A 17614-nucleotide genomic window follows, 5' to 3' on the forward strand; every position below is an offset into this window, starting at 1 on the left:
ATTTAACCCCAAAAACAGTTATTACCACCATAATGTTATGAGGAGTCAGGATGATCATTGGCGTACCTAAGGAAATCAAAAATCACGAATACCGTGTCGGTATGATCCCCGCGAGTGTGCGAGAGCTGATCGCACACGGTCACCAAATCTATATTGAAACCCAAGCCGGTGCTGGCATTGGGTTCTCAGATGAAGATTACATCTCTGTAGGCGCATCCATTCTTCCTACTGCTGCTGAGGTGTATGCCAAAGCAGATATGATCGTTAAGGTCAAAGAACCTCAAACTGGCGAGCGAACCATGCTCAAAGAGGGGCAAATTTTATTTACCTATTTGCACCTTGCTCCAGATTTTCCACAAACTGAAGAGCTTATCAAGAGCAAAGCCGTCTGTATTGCCTATGAGACTGTAACAGATAATGTGGGTCGCTTACCACTATTAGCTCCAATGTCAGAGGTTGCTGGGCGAATGTCTATCCAAGCTGGAGCATTAACTCTAGAAAAATCACAGGGTGGTCTTGGGTTATTACTGGGTGGCGTACCGGGCGTTGAGCCGGCAAAAGTGGTGGTCATAGGCGGCGGCGTTGTCGGCGCAAACGCAGCGAGAATGGCGGTTGGCCTGCGTGCGGACGTCACTATCCTTGACCGCAATATCGATACCCTTCGCCGCCTCGACGAGGAGTTTCAAGGGCGCGCCAAGCTGGTCTACTCAACCACCGATGCAATCGAGAAGCATGTTCTGCAGGCTGACCTAGTCATTGGTGCGGTGCTCATCCCAGGCGCGGCAGCTCCCAAACTGGTCACCCGTGATATGTTAGGTAAAATGAAAGCCGGCGCGGCGATCGTCGATGTGGCCATCGACCAAGGCGGCTGCTTTGAGACCTCAAAAGCCACCACACACGCCGAACCAACCTATATCGTCGACGATGTAGTGCACTACTGTGTTGCCAACATGCCCGGCGCCGTTGCAAGAACCTCTACTTTTGCCCTGAACAACGCCACCCTACCCTATATAGTCAACCTAGCGAACAACGGCTATCAAAAAGCACTCCTCGCCGACAGCGGCTTCTTAGCCGGTCTCAACGTAATCCACGGAAAAGTCACTTGTAAAGAGGTCGCGGACGCGTTTGGGCTTGAGTATGTTGATGCTCGGGAGGCGATAGCTCGCTTTTCCTAACGGAAGAGGCGGGAATCGAGAGTCGAGAGTCGAGACCCCTCTCGCTTCTCGCAGCAACGCGGTCTCGACTCTCGCTTCTAAAACCAGCGCTCTAGCGCAGTTTTATCCAATTGGCGGAAGGCGCGGTTGAGAACCGAGGCGAGTTCTTTATAACGAGGCTTACGTTTGATCGGTTCTAGTGCGAAGCCGCTGTCTAGAACCTTTTGGTGTAGCTCACGGTACCAGGCTGCGAGTGCTGGGGGCAGTTGGGTGTTGGCTCGGTTGCCTAGCCACCACATGCCTTGTAATGGAAGACTGATTGCAAACAGAGCGACCACAATCGCCTGTGGCATTGCGGAAGCATTATCAAAGGCCATTTGCGTCAATACCGCAATGGCGGCCACGGCAGGCATGACTTTTATAGCAAACTTGGTTGCCTTGATCACTCTTGCCTCTGGAAAGAGTGGATTAAGCTCTTTTCTCATCGGCCAAATGTCCATGTACTGCTGACCATCTTTCATGCTGTGAATGAAGCCTACTTGTCTGCTCATCGCACCCTCCCCAGGCTCTCAGACCACCTTTTTTGCTAGAAAAATTGAATCTATCAACAAATCCTGTAAAAAATTGACCCGAGTTAATATTTTTTCAAATTTTTTTGTTATATTGCGCCAACATCGCTATTCTATGCCGACTCTTATTCTCATTGTTGCCCTTATTTAGCCATAAGGCAACCTTGATAAGTCATTGCATGGAATGCAGTCCAACGACATAAAGTACGTTGGTCCTTATATACGGAAATTCAAGGTTTCTGACCAAGGTGAGTAGCACTTTTTAGGGTGTCTACTAATCTTGTAATTGATTTTCACCCTAACTGAATAAATTTCAGTCAATTTACAGGTAGTCAACCATGTCTAAGCTAGTTTTAGTTTTAAACTGCGGTAGTTCTTCTCTTAAGTTCGCGATTGTCGATGCTGACAACGGCGACGAGCACCTAACCGGTCTTGCAGAATGTCTTCACCTTCCAGAAGCTCGCATCAAGTGGAAACTTGACGGCAAGCACGAAGCACAACTAGGTGACGGCGCAGCTCACGACGAAGCGCTATCTTTTATCGTTGAAACTATTCTTGCTTCTAAGCCAGAACTTGCAGATCAACTTGCTGCAATCGGTCACCGTGTTGTACACGGCGGCGAGAAATTCACTCAGTCTGTTCTTATCGATGATGCAGTACTTAAGGGTATCGAAGACTGTGCAACTCTAGCACCTCTTCACAACCCAGCGGCAATCGTTGGTATCAAAGCGGCTCAAAAAGCGTTCCCAGCTCTGAAGAACTCTGCAGTATTCGATACAGCGTTCCACCAGACTATGCCTGAAGAAGCGTACCTATACGCACTTCCATACAACCTATACAAAGAGCACGGTATCCGTCGCTACGGTATGCACGGTACTTCTCACCTATTCATCGCTCGCGAAGTTGCTGAGCGTCTAGGCAAGCCAGTTGAAGAGCTAAACATCATCAACTGTCACCTAGGTAACGGTGCCTCTGTATGTGCAATCAAGAACGGTCAGTCTGTAGATACTTCTATGGGTCTAACTCCTCTTGAAGGTCTAGTAATGGGCACGCGTTCTGGTGACATCGACCCTGCGATCATCTTCCACCTACACGACGCGCTAGGTTACTCTGTTGAGCAAATCAACAACATGCTAACTAAAGAGTCTGGCCTAATGGGTCTGACTGAAGTTACACCTGACTGTCGTTACATCGAAGATAACTTCGGTAAAGAAGAAGCAGCAACTCGCGCTATGGACGTAATGACTCGTCGCCTAGCTAAGTACGTAGCTGGTTACACTGCAACTCTAGACGGTCGTCTAGACGCTATCGTCTTCACTGGCGGTATCGGTGAGAACGGTGCTCCAATCCGTGAACTAGTGCTTAACCGCCTAGGTATCTTCGGTATCGAAGTTGACGGTGAAGCTAACCTGAAAGCTCGCTTCGGCGGCGAAGGCGTGATCACAACTGCAGACAGCCGCATCCCTGCAATGGTTGTTTCAACTAACGAAGAGCTTGTGATTGCTGAAGATACTGCGCGTCTAGCAGGTCTTTAATCCACTCTAAGCTGGCTGACCTTGTGAGGTCGGCCAGTATTTTATCTGGGCTCGCAAAGACCATCCAAACCCCGGTTCGTGTCGGCGAGTTCTCCCCCAAACATATAGTTAGAGGTCCTACTTAAATGTCCCGTACTATTATGCTTATCCCTACTAGCGCAGGCGTTGGCCTAACTGGCGTTAGCATGGGTGTGCTTCGTGCAATGGAGCGCAAAGGCGTTAAAGTTTCTTTCTACAAGCCAATCGCTCAACCTCGCAATGGCGGCGATCAGCCGGATCTTACTTCTACTATTGTTGGCAATAACAACGATGTAAAAGTGGGTGAATCATTGCCAATGTCGGTTACTGAGAGCCTAATCGGTAACGACAACATGGATGAGCTACTGGAAACTGTTGTTGAGCGTTACAACCAGATCAACAAAGATGCTGACGTAACGCTTATCGAAGGTCTAGTACCAACTCGTAAGCACCCATTCGCAAACCAAGTGAACGCGGAAATCGCAGCAACTCTTGGCGCTGAAATCGTGCTAGTTGCCACTCCAGGTAACGATAACCCGACTCAACTTAAAGAGCGCATCGAAGTAGCATGTTCTAACTTCGGCGGTACTAAGAACAAGAGCATCTCGGGCGTGATCATCAACAAGCTAAACGCGCCTGTTGATGACGCTGGTCGTACTCGTCCTGACCTATCTGAAATCTTTGACGATGCAGAAGGTGAAAGCGGCAAGTACAACGAAATGAAGATGATGGAAATCTTCAACACCAGCCCTATCCGTGTTCTAGGTTGTGTGCCATGGAGCATCGACCTAATCGCGACTCGCGCAACCGATATGGCGAAGCACCTTAACGCTGAAGTGATCAACGAAGGTGACATCAACACTCGTCGTATCAAGAGCATCACATTCTGTGCACGCTCTCTGCCGCACATGATCGAACACTTCAAGCCTGGCTCACTACTCGTGACCTCAGCTGACCGTCCAGACGTACTAGTTGCAGCATCACTTGCAGCAATGAACGGCGTTGAAATCGGTGCGGTACTGATGACTGGCGGCTACGAAATCCCAGCAGAAATCGAAGCACTGTGTAAGCCTGCATTCGACTCAGGTCTACCTATCTTCACTGCACAAGGTAACACTTGGCAGACCTCTTTGAACCTACAGAGCTTCAGCCTTGAAGTCCCTGCAGACGACAAAGAGCGCATCGAGCTAATCAAAGATCACGTTGCAGGTCACATCGACGGCAACTGGATTGAGTCAATGACTGAAGGCACTCAGAAGTCTCGTCGCCTAAGCCCACCAGCATTCCGTTACCAGCTAACTGAATTTGCTCGTCGTGCTGGCAAGCGTATCGTTCTTCCTGAGGGTGATGAGCCACGTACGGTTAAAGCGGCAGCAATCTGTGCTGAGCGCGGTATTGCAGAGTGTGTGCTTCTAGGTAACCCAGAAGAGATCAAGCGCGTTGCTGCACAGCAAGGCGTTGAGCTTGGCGCTGGCGTTCAAATCATCGATGCTGACGCTGTTCGTGAGAACTACGTTGCTCGTCTGGTTGAACTACGTGCTAAGAAAGGCATGACTGAAGTCGTTGCTCGTGAGAAGCTACAAGATTCAGTATTCCTGGGCACTATGATGCTTGAGAACGACGAAGTTGACGGTCTAGTGTCTGGCGCGGTTCACACCACGGCTAACACTATCGTTCCTCCGTTCCAGATCATTAAGACTGCACCTGATGCGTCTATCGTATCTTCTGTATTCTTCATGCTACTGCCTGACCAAGTACTGGTTTACGGTGACTGTGCGATCAACCCAGATCCAACAGCTGAACAGCTTGCTGAAATCGCTATCCAATCTGCAGATTCTGCTGCGGCATTCGGTATCGACCCACGCGTTGCAATGATCTCTTACTCTACTGGTGAATCTGGTAAGGGTGCAGACGTTGATAAAGTACGTGAAGCCACCAAGCTTGCTCAAGAGAAGCGTCCTGATCTTGTTATCGACGGTCCTCTACAGTACGACGCGGCAATCATGGAGAACGTAGCGGCTTCTAAAGCACCTAACTCTCCAGTAGCAGGTAAAGCGACTGTATTCGTATTCCCAGACCTAAACACGGGTAACACGACGTACAAAGCGGTACAGCGTTCAGCAGACCTAGTTTCTATCGGTCCAATGCTGCAAGGTATGCGCAAGCCTGTAAACGATCTGTCTCGTGGCGCGCTTGTAGACGATATCGTCTACACCATCGCTCTAACGGCAATCCAGGCTGACCAAGAAGCGAAGTAATCGTTTTATTGAGTCCAGTTATACAAAAGCCTCCGCATATGCGGAGGCTTTTTTGATCCTTGGCAGTTAGGCAACACCCGTCTCAATAGCTGGCAAAACAAACCCTTCCGGAAGTTTATGTAACTCACCCTGACTAATCATGCGCTTAATCTCACGGCCAACCGTGTTACGCGAGATCCCCATCATTGCTGCTAGCGTCTGTATGTTGAGTGGCACTACACCATCGTAAATCAGTTCGCTAAGTAGCTGCAGCACGCGAGCAACCTTTAGTGGCGCGCTTTTTTCCATTCTGAGTAGAAACAGTTGATTAAATAATCGCTGCTTGGTAGCTAGAGAGTGGCTGATCATCTGAGCAAAACTGGTGCTCTTTGTCATTAATAATCGAGCATCGTCAAATGACATCAACAAGATTTTACAATCCGTTGCTGCCTTGACTTCTGTCGGTATCGCCCCCCCTAAGATCATCTGCTGATCATTAAGAATCGCTCCAGGGGTGATCACATTAAAATACACACCGGTTCCTTCTTCACTCATCGAGTGAAAACCTAGTATGCCGTCAAGAGGAAAGGCGATAACATCGGCTCGCTCATCCTGATAATAAAGAAAGCTTCCCTTGCTTAGTACACTCATTTTACTGCGTGCCACGATCAGGCGAGCCAGTTCATCGTCTACCCCATACTTATATCGTAATATCTGATGGATAGGCACGAGTAACTGTCCTAATTGTGTTAAATGAGCGCCAATCTTAGCGAATCCACCGCCAAGCATACATCGCTGCTAATTATGTTAGATATAATTTACAGTTATGAATAAGCCCAAGCGAGGCGCTTGGGCTTAATGCTGGGGTGGCAATTCAATGGGGCTAATAGGTGTAACTTAAACTCACTACATGCAGATTGTTATTTTTCACCTTACCTGTGAAAGCATAGGTATCATCAAGTGTATAGCTGACGTCATGGGTGCCGAAATCACGGTATTGATAAGCCAAACCTATACGATGACCATTGCGACGTACTCTCTCTGCACCCGCGCCCAACGACCAATTCTCACCAATGACCAATTCAGGGTGCATGTCTTTCTCATCAAGTAGCTTGGTATCATATCGAGCACCTACCTGAAAATTCCAACGATTGAGTTGATAGCCAAGTGAAGCTCCTAACGTATAGACATCCTTGGTATTATAACGGTCACTATAGTTCGACCAAAACTCTGCGCCTAGCAATCCCTTGAGAGTTAAGTTTTCTGATAGTTGCTGGGCAACACCGAAATTTAACTGGCTAGGCCAGGTTATGCTTATATCCTGAGGTGGAAGCTGATCCGGCTCACCGTCAACCGAACCTTTAATCGTTATGCTGTTATTGCTATGAGAGACCTGATGCTTGTAATTAGCACTGATATAGGTATTTGGCGCTAAGTCATAAAAGGCTGACAACATAAAACTCGCTGACGTATTCCCCTCATGCCCTTCGGCTTTGATAACTGAGTAGCTAGATACATCGGTATCCACTTTCAGTGACGTCATCACATGCTGTACAATCAGAGCACCACCAACAGACAAGGCCTGGTTTAGTTCGTAACCCGCACCGAGGTGAACATTGACCGCATTTTGTGATTGATTGGAAATAAATCTAGCGCCTGACGTCTGACTAGTATAGTCGAGGTCTAGCCCTCCTTCGGCGTGAAAAGACAAACCAATAACCATGTCATCCGAGATCCGCTTGGCATAAGCAATACTTGGTAACACAGTCGAATTGGAGCCTTTGAGCACAAAGTCCTCATTATTCAACGTCCCCTGCTGACGATTACCAACATCCATCCACTGCACGCCAAAAGACCAACTGGAATCTTCTATCCCTGTAAGTCCTGCTGGGCTAGTGATTATCGCGCTGGCATCATGGCGATTGGTGGCATTGCCCACCCCCGCCGACGAAACGCTGTCAAAGGTGGCAACTTCGTGATGAAGTAAACCACCCGCTGTCGCAGTACCACTGAGAAGTGCTGCTGTGACGAGTAAAAAATCCTTTTTCATACTGTGTACATCTATTTGTTCTTGTAAATTCTCTAAAAACAGCCCCACTTCCCTGACAATATATCGCTAGATTATAAGTGGAGCAGCTATCTCCACGTTACTAGAAAAAAAAAGGGGCTACAATAGCCCCTTTCAATATGTTTGTGATATTGACTACAGTTGGTAGTTAAACTCGATGCGGTGCTCGCCATCTTTGATGTCTGTATTTTCAGACCAGTTAGCGAAGTAACGCACGTTAAAGCGCGGGTTAAACTGGTAAGAAGCGGCAAATTCGTGCACTAGTACCGCTGAATCACCTTCCATGCCGCCGTCTTTAAATGCGTCTGAGCCAGATAGAGTGGTCATCCACATTGGGTTGTAGTTCAGCCAGATTTTATCGTTAATGGTCAGCTTACCGTAGGTACCCACTACCGCAAATGTACCTGGTATTTGGTAACCGTCTTCTGCATCGTTAGCAAATGCGACACCCGCACCACCAAGAGGGAACAGTTGGAATGGTCCCATTGCAGGAAGTGCTTGAATAAAGCTGTAAGACGCTGTACCCGAGTCACTCGCAAAGCTGTAGTTAAAGTCGATTTGACTACCACGACCGCTACTAAAGTCTACGCCAAAACGACGGAAACGCAGGCTATCTACGCTATCGGTTGCTTCATCACGGTAGCCTAGTGAGTCGCCCATTGCACCTTTTAATTCAAATACGTACATACCGCCCGTATTTACATCACCGGTGTCAAACGTTTGACCAATCTTAATGTTTAAACCCTTGTCGGTGTAACCTGCACCAACCTGAGTAAATACTGCCAGAGGATCTGACATGTCTTGAACTTCTTCTGTTTCACTGGCAACTGTATTAAATGCCAATAGCGTTAATGCCGCAGCAGAGGTCATTAATTTATTCATGCTAATAACTCTATAATGTAGGTGTATTGAATTAGTTGTCGCACACTAACATAGAGAAAAATTCCATTTTGCACCCAAAGTGCAGCACGATTTAAAACACCTCCAACCGAAACGGCTAGTTACATTTACTCGTGCATTATTTTATTTTGTTTGGCGTTTCGCACTTGTGGTGCGATACGTCATGCTGAAATCCACTATTCTGCGCTACAGAAGCATGAGCTTGTGAGAACGTTTACTGCGTAAGTAAACGAGTGATTTGTCGTCATTTGTCTGTTGGGTACAGATAAAAATCCGCACATCGAGGTAAGCAAGAGTCCGATCATTACCCCAATTTGACTCCGTTGCTTACTCTGCAAACTACATATCACTGCCTTGTTTGAAACATTAAGCTTGTTGTTTTTCAATCCGTTTAGCGTCAAGCAGCATACGCTTACAGAGTCCGATAGTCCTTGGCTTGCTTTTCATCTCATCACTTTCAAGCCTCTCCTGGTAAAGTGAGAACAGCATCCATTAGGACAAAGCGCGTACCGTGATTGGTATGCGCTTTTTCTTTTGCGCTATGCCCTCGTGCCAATCAAAATCGTTCTAGACTTATAAGACTCAATTATGTATTTCTTTTGGAGGGTGATCTCTTGGATATGAACCTGGTTCGCACCTTTGTGACCGTGTATCAACAAAACTCGTTTACTCGCGCTGCTGATATCCTTGATGTCAGCCAACCAGCCGTGTCGATGTCGATTCGTCGCCTAGAGGCTAGCATTGGTACTACGCTGTTTGTTAAAGACGGTCGCAGCATCGCCCCGACAGGCAAAGCCATTGAACTTGCTGAGAAACTTCAACATGGCATGCAGATTATTGATAGCGCCCTTGCCGAGGAGCACACCTACAATATCTACTGCCTTGAGGGCGTGAGTGACCTGCTCAGCGATGAGGACAATATCGACATTAAAGTGCCGCCGTTTGAGCAGGGCCAGTTACTGGAAAAAATCCGCTCGCAGCAGATCGATCTCGCCATTGACATCATCACCACTCAAGACAAAGCCTTCAATATTGAGCAGATTCGTCATGAGGAAGTCACCCTTATTTGTCGCCGCGGTCACCCTCGCATTAGCAACGGGGTTCTCACTGAGGAAGACTTCTACCGTGAGCGCCACGCCTACTACAAAGCCACCCGTGGCGGTCATCAATTTGTCGAGCTTTTAGCCTCTAAGCCACTGAAAAAACGCAAACTGTCACGAGAGGTCTACAACCAAGCCTCAATGGCGATGTTGGTTTCTGACTCGGACTATCTCGGCATTGTATTTCGCTCGTTTGCAGAGAAGTGGGCACCAAAGTTAGGGCTTGATATCTACCCAATGCCAATGGAATTTCAGTCGGTACCCATTCACATGCTCTACCATCGCCGCCTAGAGCACGACCCAGAACACAAATTACTCAGAGAAAGACTGAAAACCACACTTCGCGTGCCATAAAAGAACCAGTTATAAGTTAAACTTATGCATTGAATAACCGTGCTTCATTGTTTTACAGATGCTTTTCGCATGAAATACAACCATTGAATCGAACCCCAATGATAAGGTGGAATTATGATGAACAATCTATTCAAGAGTGCACGCACTACCGCACTTTTGGCAGGCTGCGTTGCAACTAGCGCACTGTCAATCCATGGTGCTCACGCTCAGACTGAGACAGAGTACACTCCTAGAGAACAGGCTGAGTATAACTACGCTTACTCGCTAGGTGTCCAAGCCACCGTATATGGTTGGGCACCAGTGATGATGGAAGTGGCACTTAACCTACAAACAGATGTGGCAGCGCCTACCGACAATGGCCAAGCACCATTGAACCAGCTTGGCCCAATCACGCGCCTGTGGGATTACCGCGACCGTTCATACACCACGCCAAACAACGATACCCTATATCTACAGATGTGGGGCGACCTTGAAGCACAACCTATGGTGCTAACAGTACCTGAGGTAGAAAACCGCTACTGGATGGCACAGATCGTTGATATGTACACCGAATCTGTAGTCGACTTGAGCAACGCAACAGTTGGTAATGACGGCGGCGACTTTATCCTGGCCAAAAAAGGCTTCGACGGTGAACTGCCAGAAGGCGTGCCAGTCTTCTACTCAGACACCCGTTACATCTGGATGGCAGGCCGCTTGGGCGTGACCAATACTGAAGATCAAGCGATCGCACGTGAGCTACAAAAACAGTTCCGTCTAACACCACTCGATCAGTACCCAGAAACTCAGCCTCAACCTGAGCCACTGGCTTCTGAAGGTGCACCAACGGTAAACTTCCCACAAGGTCTGGCGTGGTTTGACACACTTGATAAAGTGTTGGCAGAAAACCCACTTGAGTCTGACCGTGAGCTGGTTGATAGCTTCAAGTTCATCGGTATCAACAACGGCGGTACTGAATCGCTGAGCGATGTGCGTAAAGCCGCGCTAAACCAAGCGTTTGCAGATGGTTTTGCCATCGTACGTGATGCCGCTATCCACACCGGTGTACCAGTCAATGGCTGGAACTGGGAATACGATGCAGGTCGTTACGGTACTGATTACCTACTACGCGCTGCAGTTAACATGAACTCAATCGGTCTTAACTCACCAGAGCGCGCTATGTATCCAAAGCGTTATGTAGACAGCCAAGGTGAAATGCTGACTGGCGAGCACGCTTACGAGATCACCTTCCCTGCTGACATGGCGATCAATGAAGATCTTGGCGGTTTTTGGACTGTGACCATGTACGATGCACAAGATCGCTTTATGGTTGAGAATGAAATCGACCGCTTCAAGGTTGGCTCGCTAAGTGATCACCTGATCTACAACGAAGACGGTTCACTAACGGTCTACATCGCAAGCGAAAAGCCAAGCGATGAGAAGCGCCTAGCTAACTGGCTACCAGCACCAAAAGACGGCTTCATGCTCCAAATCCGCATGTACGAACCTCAGCCTGAGGTTTACCAAGGCAAGTTTGTTCTGCCTGAGATGCATAAAGTAGACTAACTTAAAAAGGAGCGAGGAGCGGGTTACACTTCGTTCCGGGGTGCGAGTGTTCTTTCACTCGCGGTAAACGCCCAGCCACTCAAAGGGCTGAGTCCAAGCTCGCCTCCCCCATTTTTTATTGAAGCCCTCTAAATGAGGGCTTTTTTGATCCTAGCGGAAGAGTCGGGAGGCGAGATCGCTTCACTGCTAGAGTCGAGGAGCGATAGTGGTAATTACTCTTGTACCGGTTCGGATCTTTTTTGCGGGTATTCATATATTCGACAGCAAAATAGATCTGGTTTGAGTGACAGAGAACTTAATCACGTGCCCGGAACACCCTCGCTTCGCGCCTCTCGATTCTAGCCTCTGGCTAGCGATTCCGTTCGATCAATCCCAACAATTCTTCACTAGCCAATCGAGGATCGCTGGCATGACAAATCGCCGAAACCAAAGCTAGCCCATGCACGCCGGTTTTGGCGAGCTCTGGGATTGTGTCGTGGTTGATGCCGCCGATGGCGACGATTGGGAGCTTAGTGGTTTTTAGTGCACGCGAGAGGCCTTCTATACCCCAGTGGTGCTTGGTATTGGTTTTGGTGGGGGTGGCGTAGATTGCGCTCAAGCCGATGTAATCAATCGGCAGTGAGTCGGCCTCAGCGAGTTGCGCGTCGTCTTCGATTGAAAGGCCAAGGAGCTTATCCTCGCCGATCAATTGTCTCGCCAGTTCGGCTGGCATATCCGACTGACCAAGGTGCACACCATCGGCGTCTACCGCCAGGGCGACATCAACGCGATCATTGATAATTAATGGCACCCCAGTTCCCGCGAGGATCTGTTTGACCGCTTGGGCTCTGGCGATAAATGCTCTGACATCGCCATGCTTTTCGCGCACTTGGACCATGGTAACGCCACCGGCGACCGCTTGTTTGACCACCTGCTTAAGCGTGGTTAAGTCTTGCTGGTCATCGGTGACCAAATAGAGGGTATAAGGATTCATTGTTTAATTGCCCGGTAGCCGCTCAGGCAAGCGGCTACCGGTCCGATTAGAGAAGTTTAAGCTCGCTTTTGAGTGTTGCCTCATCGAGTGCATACAACTCATCGAGCAAATTTACTTGCAGGCTGCCAGGTCCGCGTGATTTTTGTGCTGCAATTTCACCAGCAACCCCAAGCACTGCAGCCGCAGCTAAGCCAGTTTCGTCCCCGACTGCGGCAAAAGCGCCGGTCAATGCCGTGAGCGTGCAGCCCATACCGGTAACATAAGGCATCATCGCATCACCATTAGCAAGCTTAACGACCTGATCTTTGGTGATCACGTAATCGACCGCACCTGAAATGACCACACTCGCATCATATTCGTCAGCAAGTGCTTGTCCGGCTTCTAGCGCAGCATCGCTGCTGTCAAGCGCGTCGACACCCTTACTCTTTGCCTGCTCACCGGCTAAAGCAATGATCTCCGAGGCATTGCCACGAATGATCAATCGATTCGCCATGCGCGCGATTTGGCGCGAGGTCTCAGTGCGCAATTGACTGGCACCACAGCCAACAGGGTCAAGCACCACCACCTTGTCGTGACCATTGGCTTGCTCAACGGCAAACAACATACGCGGTGTCCAAACGCTATCGAGGGTACCAATATTAATTACCAGTGCACCTGCGAACGACATCATTTCCGCCATCTCTTGCTGAGAGTGGGCCATGATTGGCGATGCCCCAATCGCCAACAAGGCATTGGCAGTGTTGTTCATCACCACATAGTTGGTGATGTTAACGACTAAGGGTTTGTGTTCACGCACAGCATGAAGTGCTTGTACTATCTGCTCCGTTTGCATTGATTCTCTCCTACGCCGATTGAATGTTGAGCCCTTGCTGCCAGAATGCGACTTCCATACGGGTCGCAGTCTTAAAAATCTCGATTAGGTTTTGCCCTCGCTGACTCTCAATGTCGATATCAGCAAGCAGTTGGTCAAAATACTCTGCGCCACGCGCCACACTGGTTTGAAACTCATCACTGCCATACAGGGTTATCCAACTCGCGTATGGGTTGCCCTCGATAACCGTTGTTGGGTCATCTTTGAGCATCTTACCGATGACTGCATAGCCAATTGAGCAAGGCGCCAGCGCCGCATAAAGGTCGACCAGATCCCCTGCCATTCCAGTATCGAGCACGTAGCGGGTATACGCCACTGTGCCGAAGTCCTCTGGCTCATTTTCTAGATCTGACTCACTCAATCCCCATTGAGCGCAATAGGTCACGTGATGAGAGATTTCCGTATCCAGTAGGGCTTCTACACTTGGCAGCGCTCTGCGCATGTCTGCTAGTGTACGTGCTTTGTACATCGCAAGCGCATAAGCGCGAGCGTACTGCTTAAGAAACAGAAAGTCTTGCTTGAGATAGTGCAGAAAACACGGCTGCGCCAAGGTGCCCTTTGCCAATTGGCGAACAAAACTGTGCTCAATATACGCGTGCCAATCTTGTTCGCAGGCATCGATTAAATCTTGATATTTCATGGGCTATTTACCTAGTTTACGCTTGGAAGAAGATCGGCAGCAGTTGGCTGCGACTTGATGATGCCACGCTGATACAAAAACTCGGCGTAGTCGTTATAACGCTGTGGGTCGACCGCCGCCGGACGCAGAGCAAAACGGGTTAGCGTGTCATTCCAAGCACGCAGGTTGAGCTCGTTATCTAGCGTATCTGGTGAGTAGGCAACAAACTCATTCCAAGAGGCCTCTGGGTGATTGACGATATAGGTGGTGGCTTGCTCGAGCGCCTTGGTAAACGCCTTGATGGTGTCAGCGTCATAGCGCTTGGCATTAGCCACAAAAATCAGCTCATCGTAGGTTGGAACGCCATGCTCTTCTGGGAAAAAGGCCTTGGCTTTAAAGCCTTCAAGCTCGAGTTGGTTCATCTCAAAATTACGCAAGCCGCCCCAGATGGCATCCACCTTGCCTGAAGCAAGAGAAGAAGATAGCGCCCAACCGACATTGATGATCTCGACTTCAGAGAATTTCACCCCACTTTGCGCGAGCATTTTACCAATCGTGGCATCCTCATTACCGGCAATCGCAATACCGATCTTTTTGCCCTTGAGATCACCAATCGTATCGTGCTTACCATTATCTAGCACCGTAAGGGTATTCAGCGGCGTGGCAATCAAAGTCGCTGCGCGAACTAGTGGCAAACCAGCGGCGACATCAATCGTCAAGCTCGGCTGGTAAGACACCGCAAGGTCCACTCGACCTGCTGCCACAAGTTTGGCCGGTGTGCTTGGGTCTGCAGGCTCTTGAATTTCGATCTCCAGTCCCTGCTGCTTAAAGTAACCGCGCTCTTGAGCGATAACGATAGGTCCGTGATTGGGGTTCACAAACCAGTCCAGCATCAGTGTCAGCTTTTTCTCTGCTGCCATCGCGCCACTCGATAATAGTGCCGTGAGCAGAGCCGTCGCGCTAAGTAGTTTTTTCGTTGTCATTATACGTGTCCTTTGAGGTCGAATCCTTTACTGGTTTTCCCAGGGAATGAATTTTTTAAGAAGTTTATCGGTTAAGAAATACAAACTGATCGAGAGCAGCGCGAGGATAAACAGCGCAGCAAACATCTCATCAATGATCATCCGAGCGTTGGCTTGCAGCATCAGATAACCAAGCCCGGCGCTTGAGCCTACCCACTCACCAACGACCGCACCAATCGGCGCGATCACCACTGCGACTCGCACACCGGAGGCTAGTGTTGGCAGCGCGGCGGGGAGCTGGATGTGACGCAGTAACTGCCATTTCGAGGCGCCCATGGTTTTGGCCAAGTCGAGATAACCGGTTGGGGTATTGCGCAGCCCGTCGTAGCAGCAGGTGGTCACAGGAAAGAAAATAATGATCGCGGCCATCACGACCTTTGAGGCGATCCCATAACCAAGCCATAGCATCAAGATAGGCGCAATCGCAAACACTGGCACCGCTTGGCTGGCGATTAAGATTGGCAACAGCCAGCGCTTAACCGGCTCAAACAGCAGCATCTGCAGGGCAAACAACAAGCCCATGGTTAAACCAAGCAATAGACCCAGTATGATCTCTTGCCCCGTCACCCACGAGTGCATCAGTAGCACATCGTAACGCTCAATGAGTTTAGTCAGCACCTGCATCGGCGCAGGCAGAATAAAGCTCGGCAGCTCAAATACCACCACCGACGCTTGCCACAACCCTAGTATCACCGCGGCGCTCACTAGCAGACGAAAAATCGGCTGGCTGCGTGATTCGCTACGTTCCACATGACGCGAAATCGTGTCGTATTGAGACATATCACTCATAATCACGCTCCAATTGATTCAAAATCGCCTGTTGCAGCGCCGCGCACTGCGCATCTAGGTCGCGTGGAATAGCACTGGTTGGTACCTCAAGTGATTGAGCGTTGGCGGGTGTACCCTGAAGCACGTACAGCTGCTCGGCAAGGCGCACCGCTTCTTGAGGGTCGTGGGTGATCAACACCACAGTCTTACCTTTTAAGAGCGTCGCAGCCAAGGTTTGCAGTTTATGCCGAGTGACCGCATCGAGTGCCGAGAAGGGCTCATCCATCAATACCACAGGTCGGTCTTGCATCAGTGTTCTCGCCAGCGCCACACGCTGGCGCATCCCGCCAGACAGTTGGTTAGGCATACTATCGGCGTAATCCGCCAGCCCCACCGCTTCGAGCAGTGACAATGCTTGCTCTTGGTTATGGTTACCGCTCACTGGCGGGCTAAAGCGCTGACTCAAACACACATTGTCGATCACGCTCAGCCACGGCAGCAGTAAGTCTTGCTGGGCCATATACGCAATGCGACCATCAAGCGCCCCAGCATCGCTCGTCACCAACTCACCTTGCCAGTCGACCTTGTCATCAAGCAGGCCAGCGAGATAGCGCAAGATGGTGGTCTTACCGCTGCCACTGCGCCCTAGCACCACACTCCACTGACCGGCTGGAAAGCTTATGTCGAGCTGCGCAAGCGTTGCACTGCTGCTGTCTCGATACCTGAGACCGGCGTTTTTCAGCTCAATACCAAGCGCATTAGCGCACATCGGCATGCCCTTGATAGAAGTGGTGTACAGGTCCGTGCCCTTGACCAATGGAGAGCTCATCGGCGTGAGCAATCGCCTCAGTAATATACTGCTTACCCAGCCCCACTGCCTTACGCAGGTCATTACCCTGCGCTAGATACGATGCTATTGCAGAAGAGAGGGTACAGCCAGTGCCGTGGGTGTTTTTAGTAGCGCTGCGCTTGGCACTAATTAGCTCATGGCTATCCGCGGTGATCAGCAGATCGTTACTGTTCTCGTCTTGCTCTAAGTGACCGCCTTTAAGCAGTACCGCTTTTGCGCCAAGGGCGCGCAAGTCGGCGATCATCGCATTCATGTCATATTCAGACTCAGGGACAGGCTTACCCGTTAGTGCCGCACCCTCTGGCAAGTTTGGCGTGATAATGTCCGCCATAGGAATAAGCTTGTGTTTGAGCGTGCTAATCGCTGACTGCTCAAGCAGCAGATCGCCGCTTGTGGCCACCATCACAGGATCGACCACTAGGAATTGAGGTTTATATTGCTCAAGCTTGCGGGTCACGGTTTCGATGATACTGGAGTCGGCGAGCATACCGATTTTCACCGCGACAACATGCAGGTCGCTAAACACAGCGTCGAGCTGACTTTCCACATGCTCAAGTGGAATAGGCAGAATGGCGGATACGCCCTGGGTGTTTTGCGAAGTGATCGCCGTGATGGCAGAGCAGGCAAAACTGCCCGTTGCCGAGATGGCTTTAATATCCGCTTGAATGCCAGCACCGCCGCCGCTATCTGAGCCAGCAATGGTAAGGACAATAGGTGTGGTTTGACTGGGTGTCACTTGAGAATGTGCCATCGTTACTCCTAATACGGCGTAAGTGATTACTGACCGCAGGAAACGAACCTTGGCACATAAGCACCGCCTGAGTAACGGCGCTCAATAACAAGCCAGAATAGATCGCTGGCAGGCTGGCAAAGTACGAATAGTTCCCTACGTCAGTGTTAACTGAATCAGGTTCTACGGGTCTCGAATTTCGATCTCAGCCAAACTAAAACTCTGGCCCCCCGACTATCTGGCATTCATCATAACAGCCAATCGCCCAGTGATGCACTTCTTTTTGCAGCTTGAAAACCACACA

The 17614-nt window shown here is 49.6% G+C and carries 15 protein-coding genes, 1 pseudogene and 1 riboswitch; of the genes and pseudogenes, 5 read left to right on the top strand and 11 right to left on the bottom strand.

Going from position 1 to position 17614, the window contains the following annotated elements; translation table 11 throughout:
* Positions 1-50: 50 nt before the first annotated feature.
* Entirely contained in the window at positions 51-1175 is a 1125-nt protein-coding gene (gene ald, locus ACSTTG_RS01075; RefSeq protein ID WP_438473554.1) for an alanine dehydrogenase, read from the top strand.
* Between the two features lie 77 nt (positions 1176-1252).
* On the opposite strand, the gene yfbV is transcribed toward ald, so the two are convergent.
* Complete coding sequence (gene yfbV, locus ACSTTG_RS01080; RefSeq protein ID WP_438459951.1) at positions 1253-1705, bottom strand: terminus macrodomain insulation protein YfbV; 453 nt, start codon at positions 1703-1705, stop codon at positions 1253-1255.
* Positions 1706-2061: 356 nt separating this feature from the next.
* Between yfbV and ACSTTG_RS01085 the strand changes: the two genes are divergently transcribed.
* Both ACSTTG_RS01085 and pta read left to right on the top strand, forming a co-directional pair.
* Positions 2062-3258, top strand: a complete 1197-nt coding sequence (locus ACSTTG_RS01085) for an acetate kinase (RefSeq protein WP_438459950.1) — start codon at positions 2062-2064, stop codon at positions 3256-3258.
* A gap of 125 nt (positions 3259-3383) precedes the next feature.
* The gene (pta, locus tag ACSTTG_RS01090; protein ID WP_438459949.1) at positions 3384-5534 is read left to right on the top strand and encodes a phosphate acetyltransferase; all 2151 of its coding nucleotides are present in this window, start codon (positions 3384-3386) and stop codon (positions 5532-5534) included.
* A 66-nt stretch (positions 5535-5600) separates the two neighbouring features.
* Here pta and ACSTTG_RS01095 read toward each other — a convergent pair whose 3' ends face one another.
* From ACSTTG_RS01095 to ACSTTG_RS01105, 3 genes are all read right to left on the bottom strand, one after another.
* Complete coding sequence (locus ACSTTG_RS01095) at positions 5601-6302, bottom strand: Crp/Fnr family transcriptional regulator (RefSeq protein ID WP_438473555.1); 702 nt, start codon at positions 6300-6302, stop codon at positions 5601-5603.
* 94 nt (positions 6303-6396) lie between these two features.
* Positions 6397-7563, bottom strand: coding sequence for an OmpP1/FadL family transporter (locus ACSTTG_RS01100; protein WP_438473556.1), 1167 nt, complete (start codon positions 7561-7563; stop codon positions 6397-6399).
* Positions 7564-7716: 153 nt separating this feature from the next.
* Positions 7717-8463, bottom strand: a complete 747-nt coding sequence (locus ACSTTG_RS01105) for a hypothetical protein (protein ID WP_438473557.1) — start codon at positions 8461-8463, stop codon at positions 7717-7719.
* A gap of 638 nt (positions 8464-9101) precedes the next feature.
* Between ACSTTG_RS01105 and ACSTTG_RS01110 the strand changes: the two genes are divergently transcribed.
* Both ACSTTG_RS01110 and ACSTTG_RS01115 read left to right on the top strand, forming a co-directional pair.
* Positions 9102-9935: a LysR family transcriptional regulator gene (locus tag ACSTTG_RS01110; protein WP_438473558.1), complete on the top strand. Its 834-nt coding sequence runs from the start codon at positions 9102-9104 to the stop codon at positions 9933-9935.
* A 114-nt stretch (positions 9936-10049) separates the two neighbouring features.
* Positions 10050-11477, top strand: a complete 1428-nt coding sequence (locus ACSTTG_RS01115) for a DUF1254 domain-containing protein (RefSeq protein ID WP_438473559.1) — start codon at positions 10050-10052, stop codon at positions 11475-11477.
* A gap of 349 nt (positions 11478-11826) precedes the next feature.
* Here ACSTTG_RS01115 and thiE read toward each other — a convergent pair whose 3' ends face one another.
* The 7 genes and pseudogenes from thiE to thiD all read right to left on the bottom strand — a co-directional run bounded on the left by thiE (position 11827) and on the right by thiD (position 17331).
* Positions 11827-12450, bottom strand: a complete 624-nt coding sequence (gene thiE / locus ACSTTG_RS01120) for a thiamine phosphate synthase (protein WP_438473560.1) — start codon at positions 12448-12450, stop codon at positions 11827-11829.
* 46 nt (positions 12451-12496) lie between these two features.
* Entirely contained in the window at positions 12497-13282 is a 786-nt protein-coding gene (thiM, locus tag ACSTTG_RS01125; RefSeq protein WP_438473561.1) for a hydroxyethylthiazole kinase, read from the bottom strand.
* 10 nt (positions 13283-13292) lie between these two features.
* The gene (gene tenA / locus ACSTTG_RS01130) at positions 13293-13961 is read right to left on the bottom strand and encodes a thiaminase II (protein ID WP_438473562.1); all 669 of its coding nucleotides are present in this window, start codon (positions 13959-13961) and stop codon (positions 13293-13295) included.
* An 11-nt stretch (positions 13962-13972) separates the two neighbouring features.
* Complete coding sequence (locus ACSTTG_RS01135; protein WP_438459940.1) at positions 13973-14923, bottom strand: ABC transporter substrate-binding protein; 951 nt, start codon at positions 14921-14923, stop codon at positions 13973-13975.
* 27 nt (positions 14924-14950) lie between these two features.
* Positions 14951-15685 (bottom strand): annotated as a pseudogene (locus ACSTTG_RS01140) (ABC transporter permease); the annotation flags it as partial.
* A gap of 58 nt (positions 15686-15743) precedes the next feature.
* Complete coding sequence (locus tag ACSTTG_RS01145; protein ID WP_438459939.1) at positions 15744-16499, bottom strand: ABC transporter ATP-binding protein; 756 nt, start codon at positions 16497-16499, stop codon at positions 15744-15746.
* Entirely contained in the window at positions 16489-17331 is an 843-nt protein-coding gene (gene thiD, locus ACSTTG_RS01150) for a bifunctional hydroxymethylpyrimidine kinase/phosphomethylpyrimidine kinase (RefSeq protein ID WP_438473563.1), read from the bottom strand. The genes ACSTTG_RS01145 and thiD overlap by 11 nt, the downstream gene beginning before the upstream one ends.
* A gap of 115 nt (positions 17332-17446) precedes the next feature.
* Positions 17447-17553: riboswitch (TPP riboswitch) on the bottom strand.
* Between the last annotated feature and the right edge of the window lie 61 nt (positions 17554-17614).

The organism is Vibrio glycogenivorans (assembly GCF_051660965.1).
In the GTDB taxonomy this organism is placed as follows: Bacteria; Pseudomonadota; Gammaproteobacteria; order Enterobacterales; family Vibrionaceae; genus Vibrio.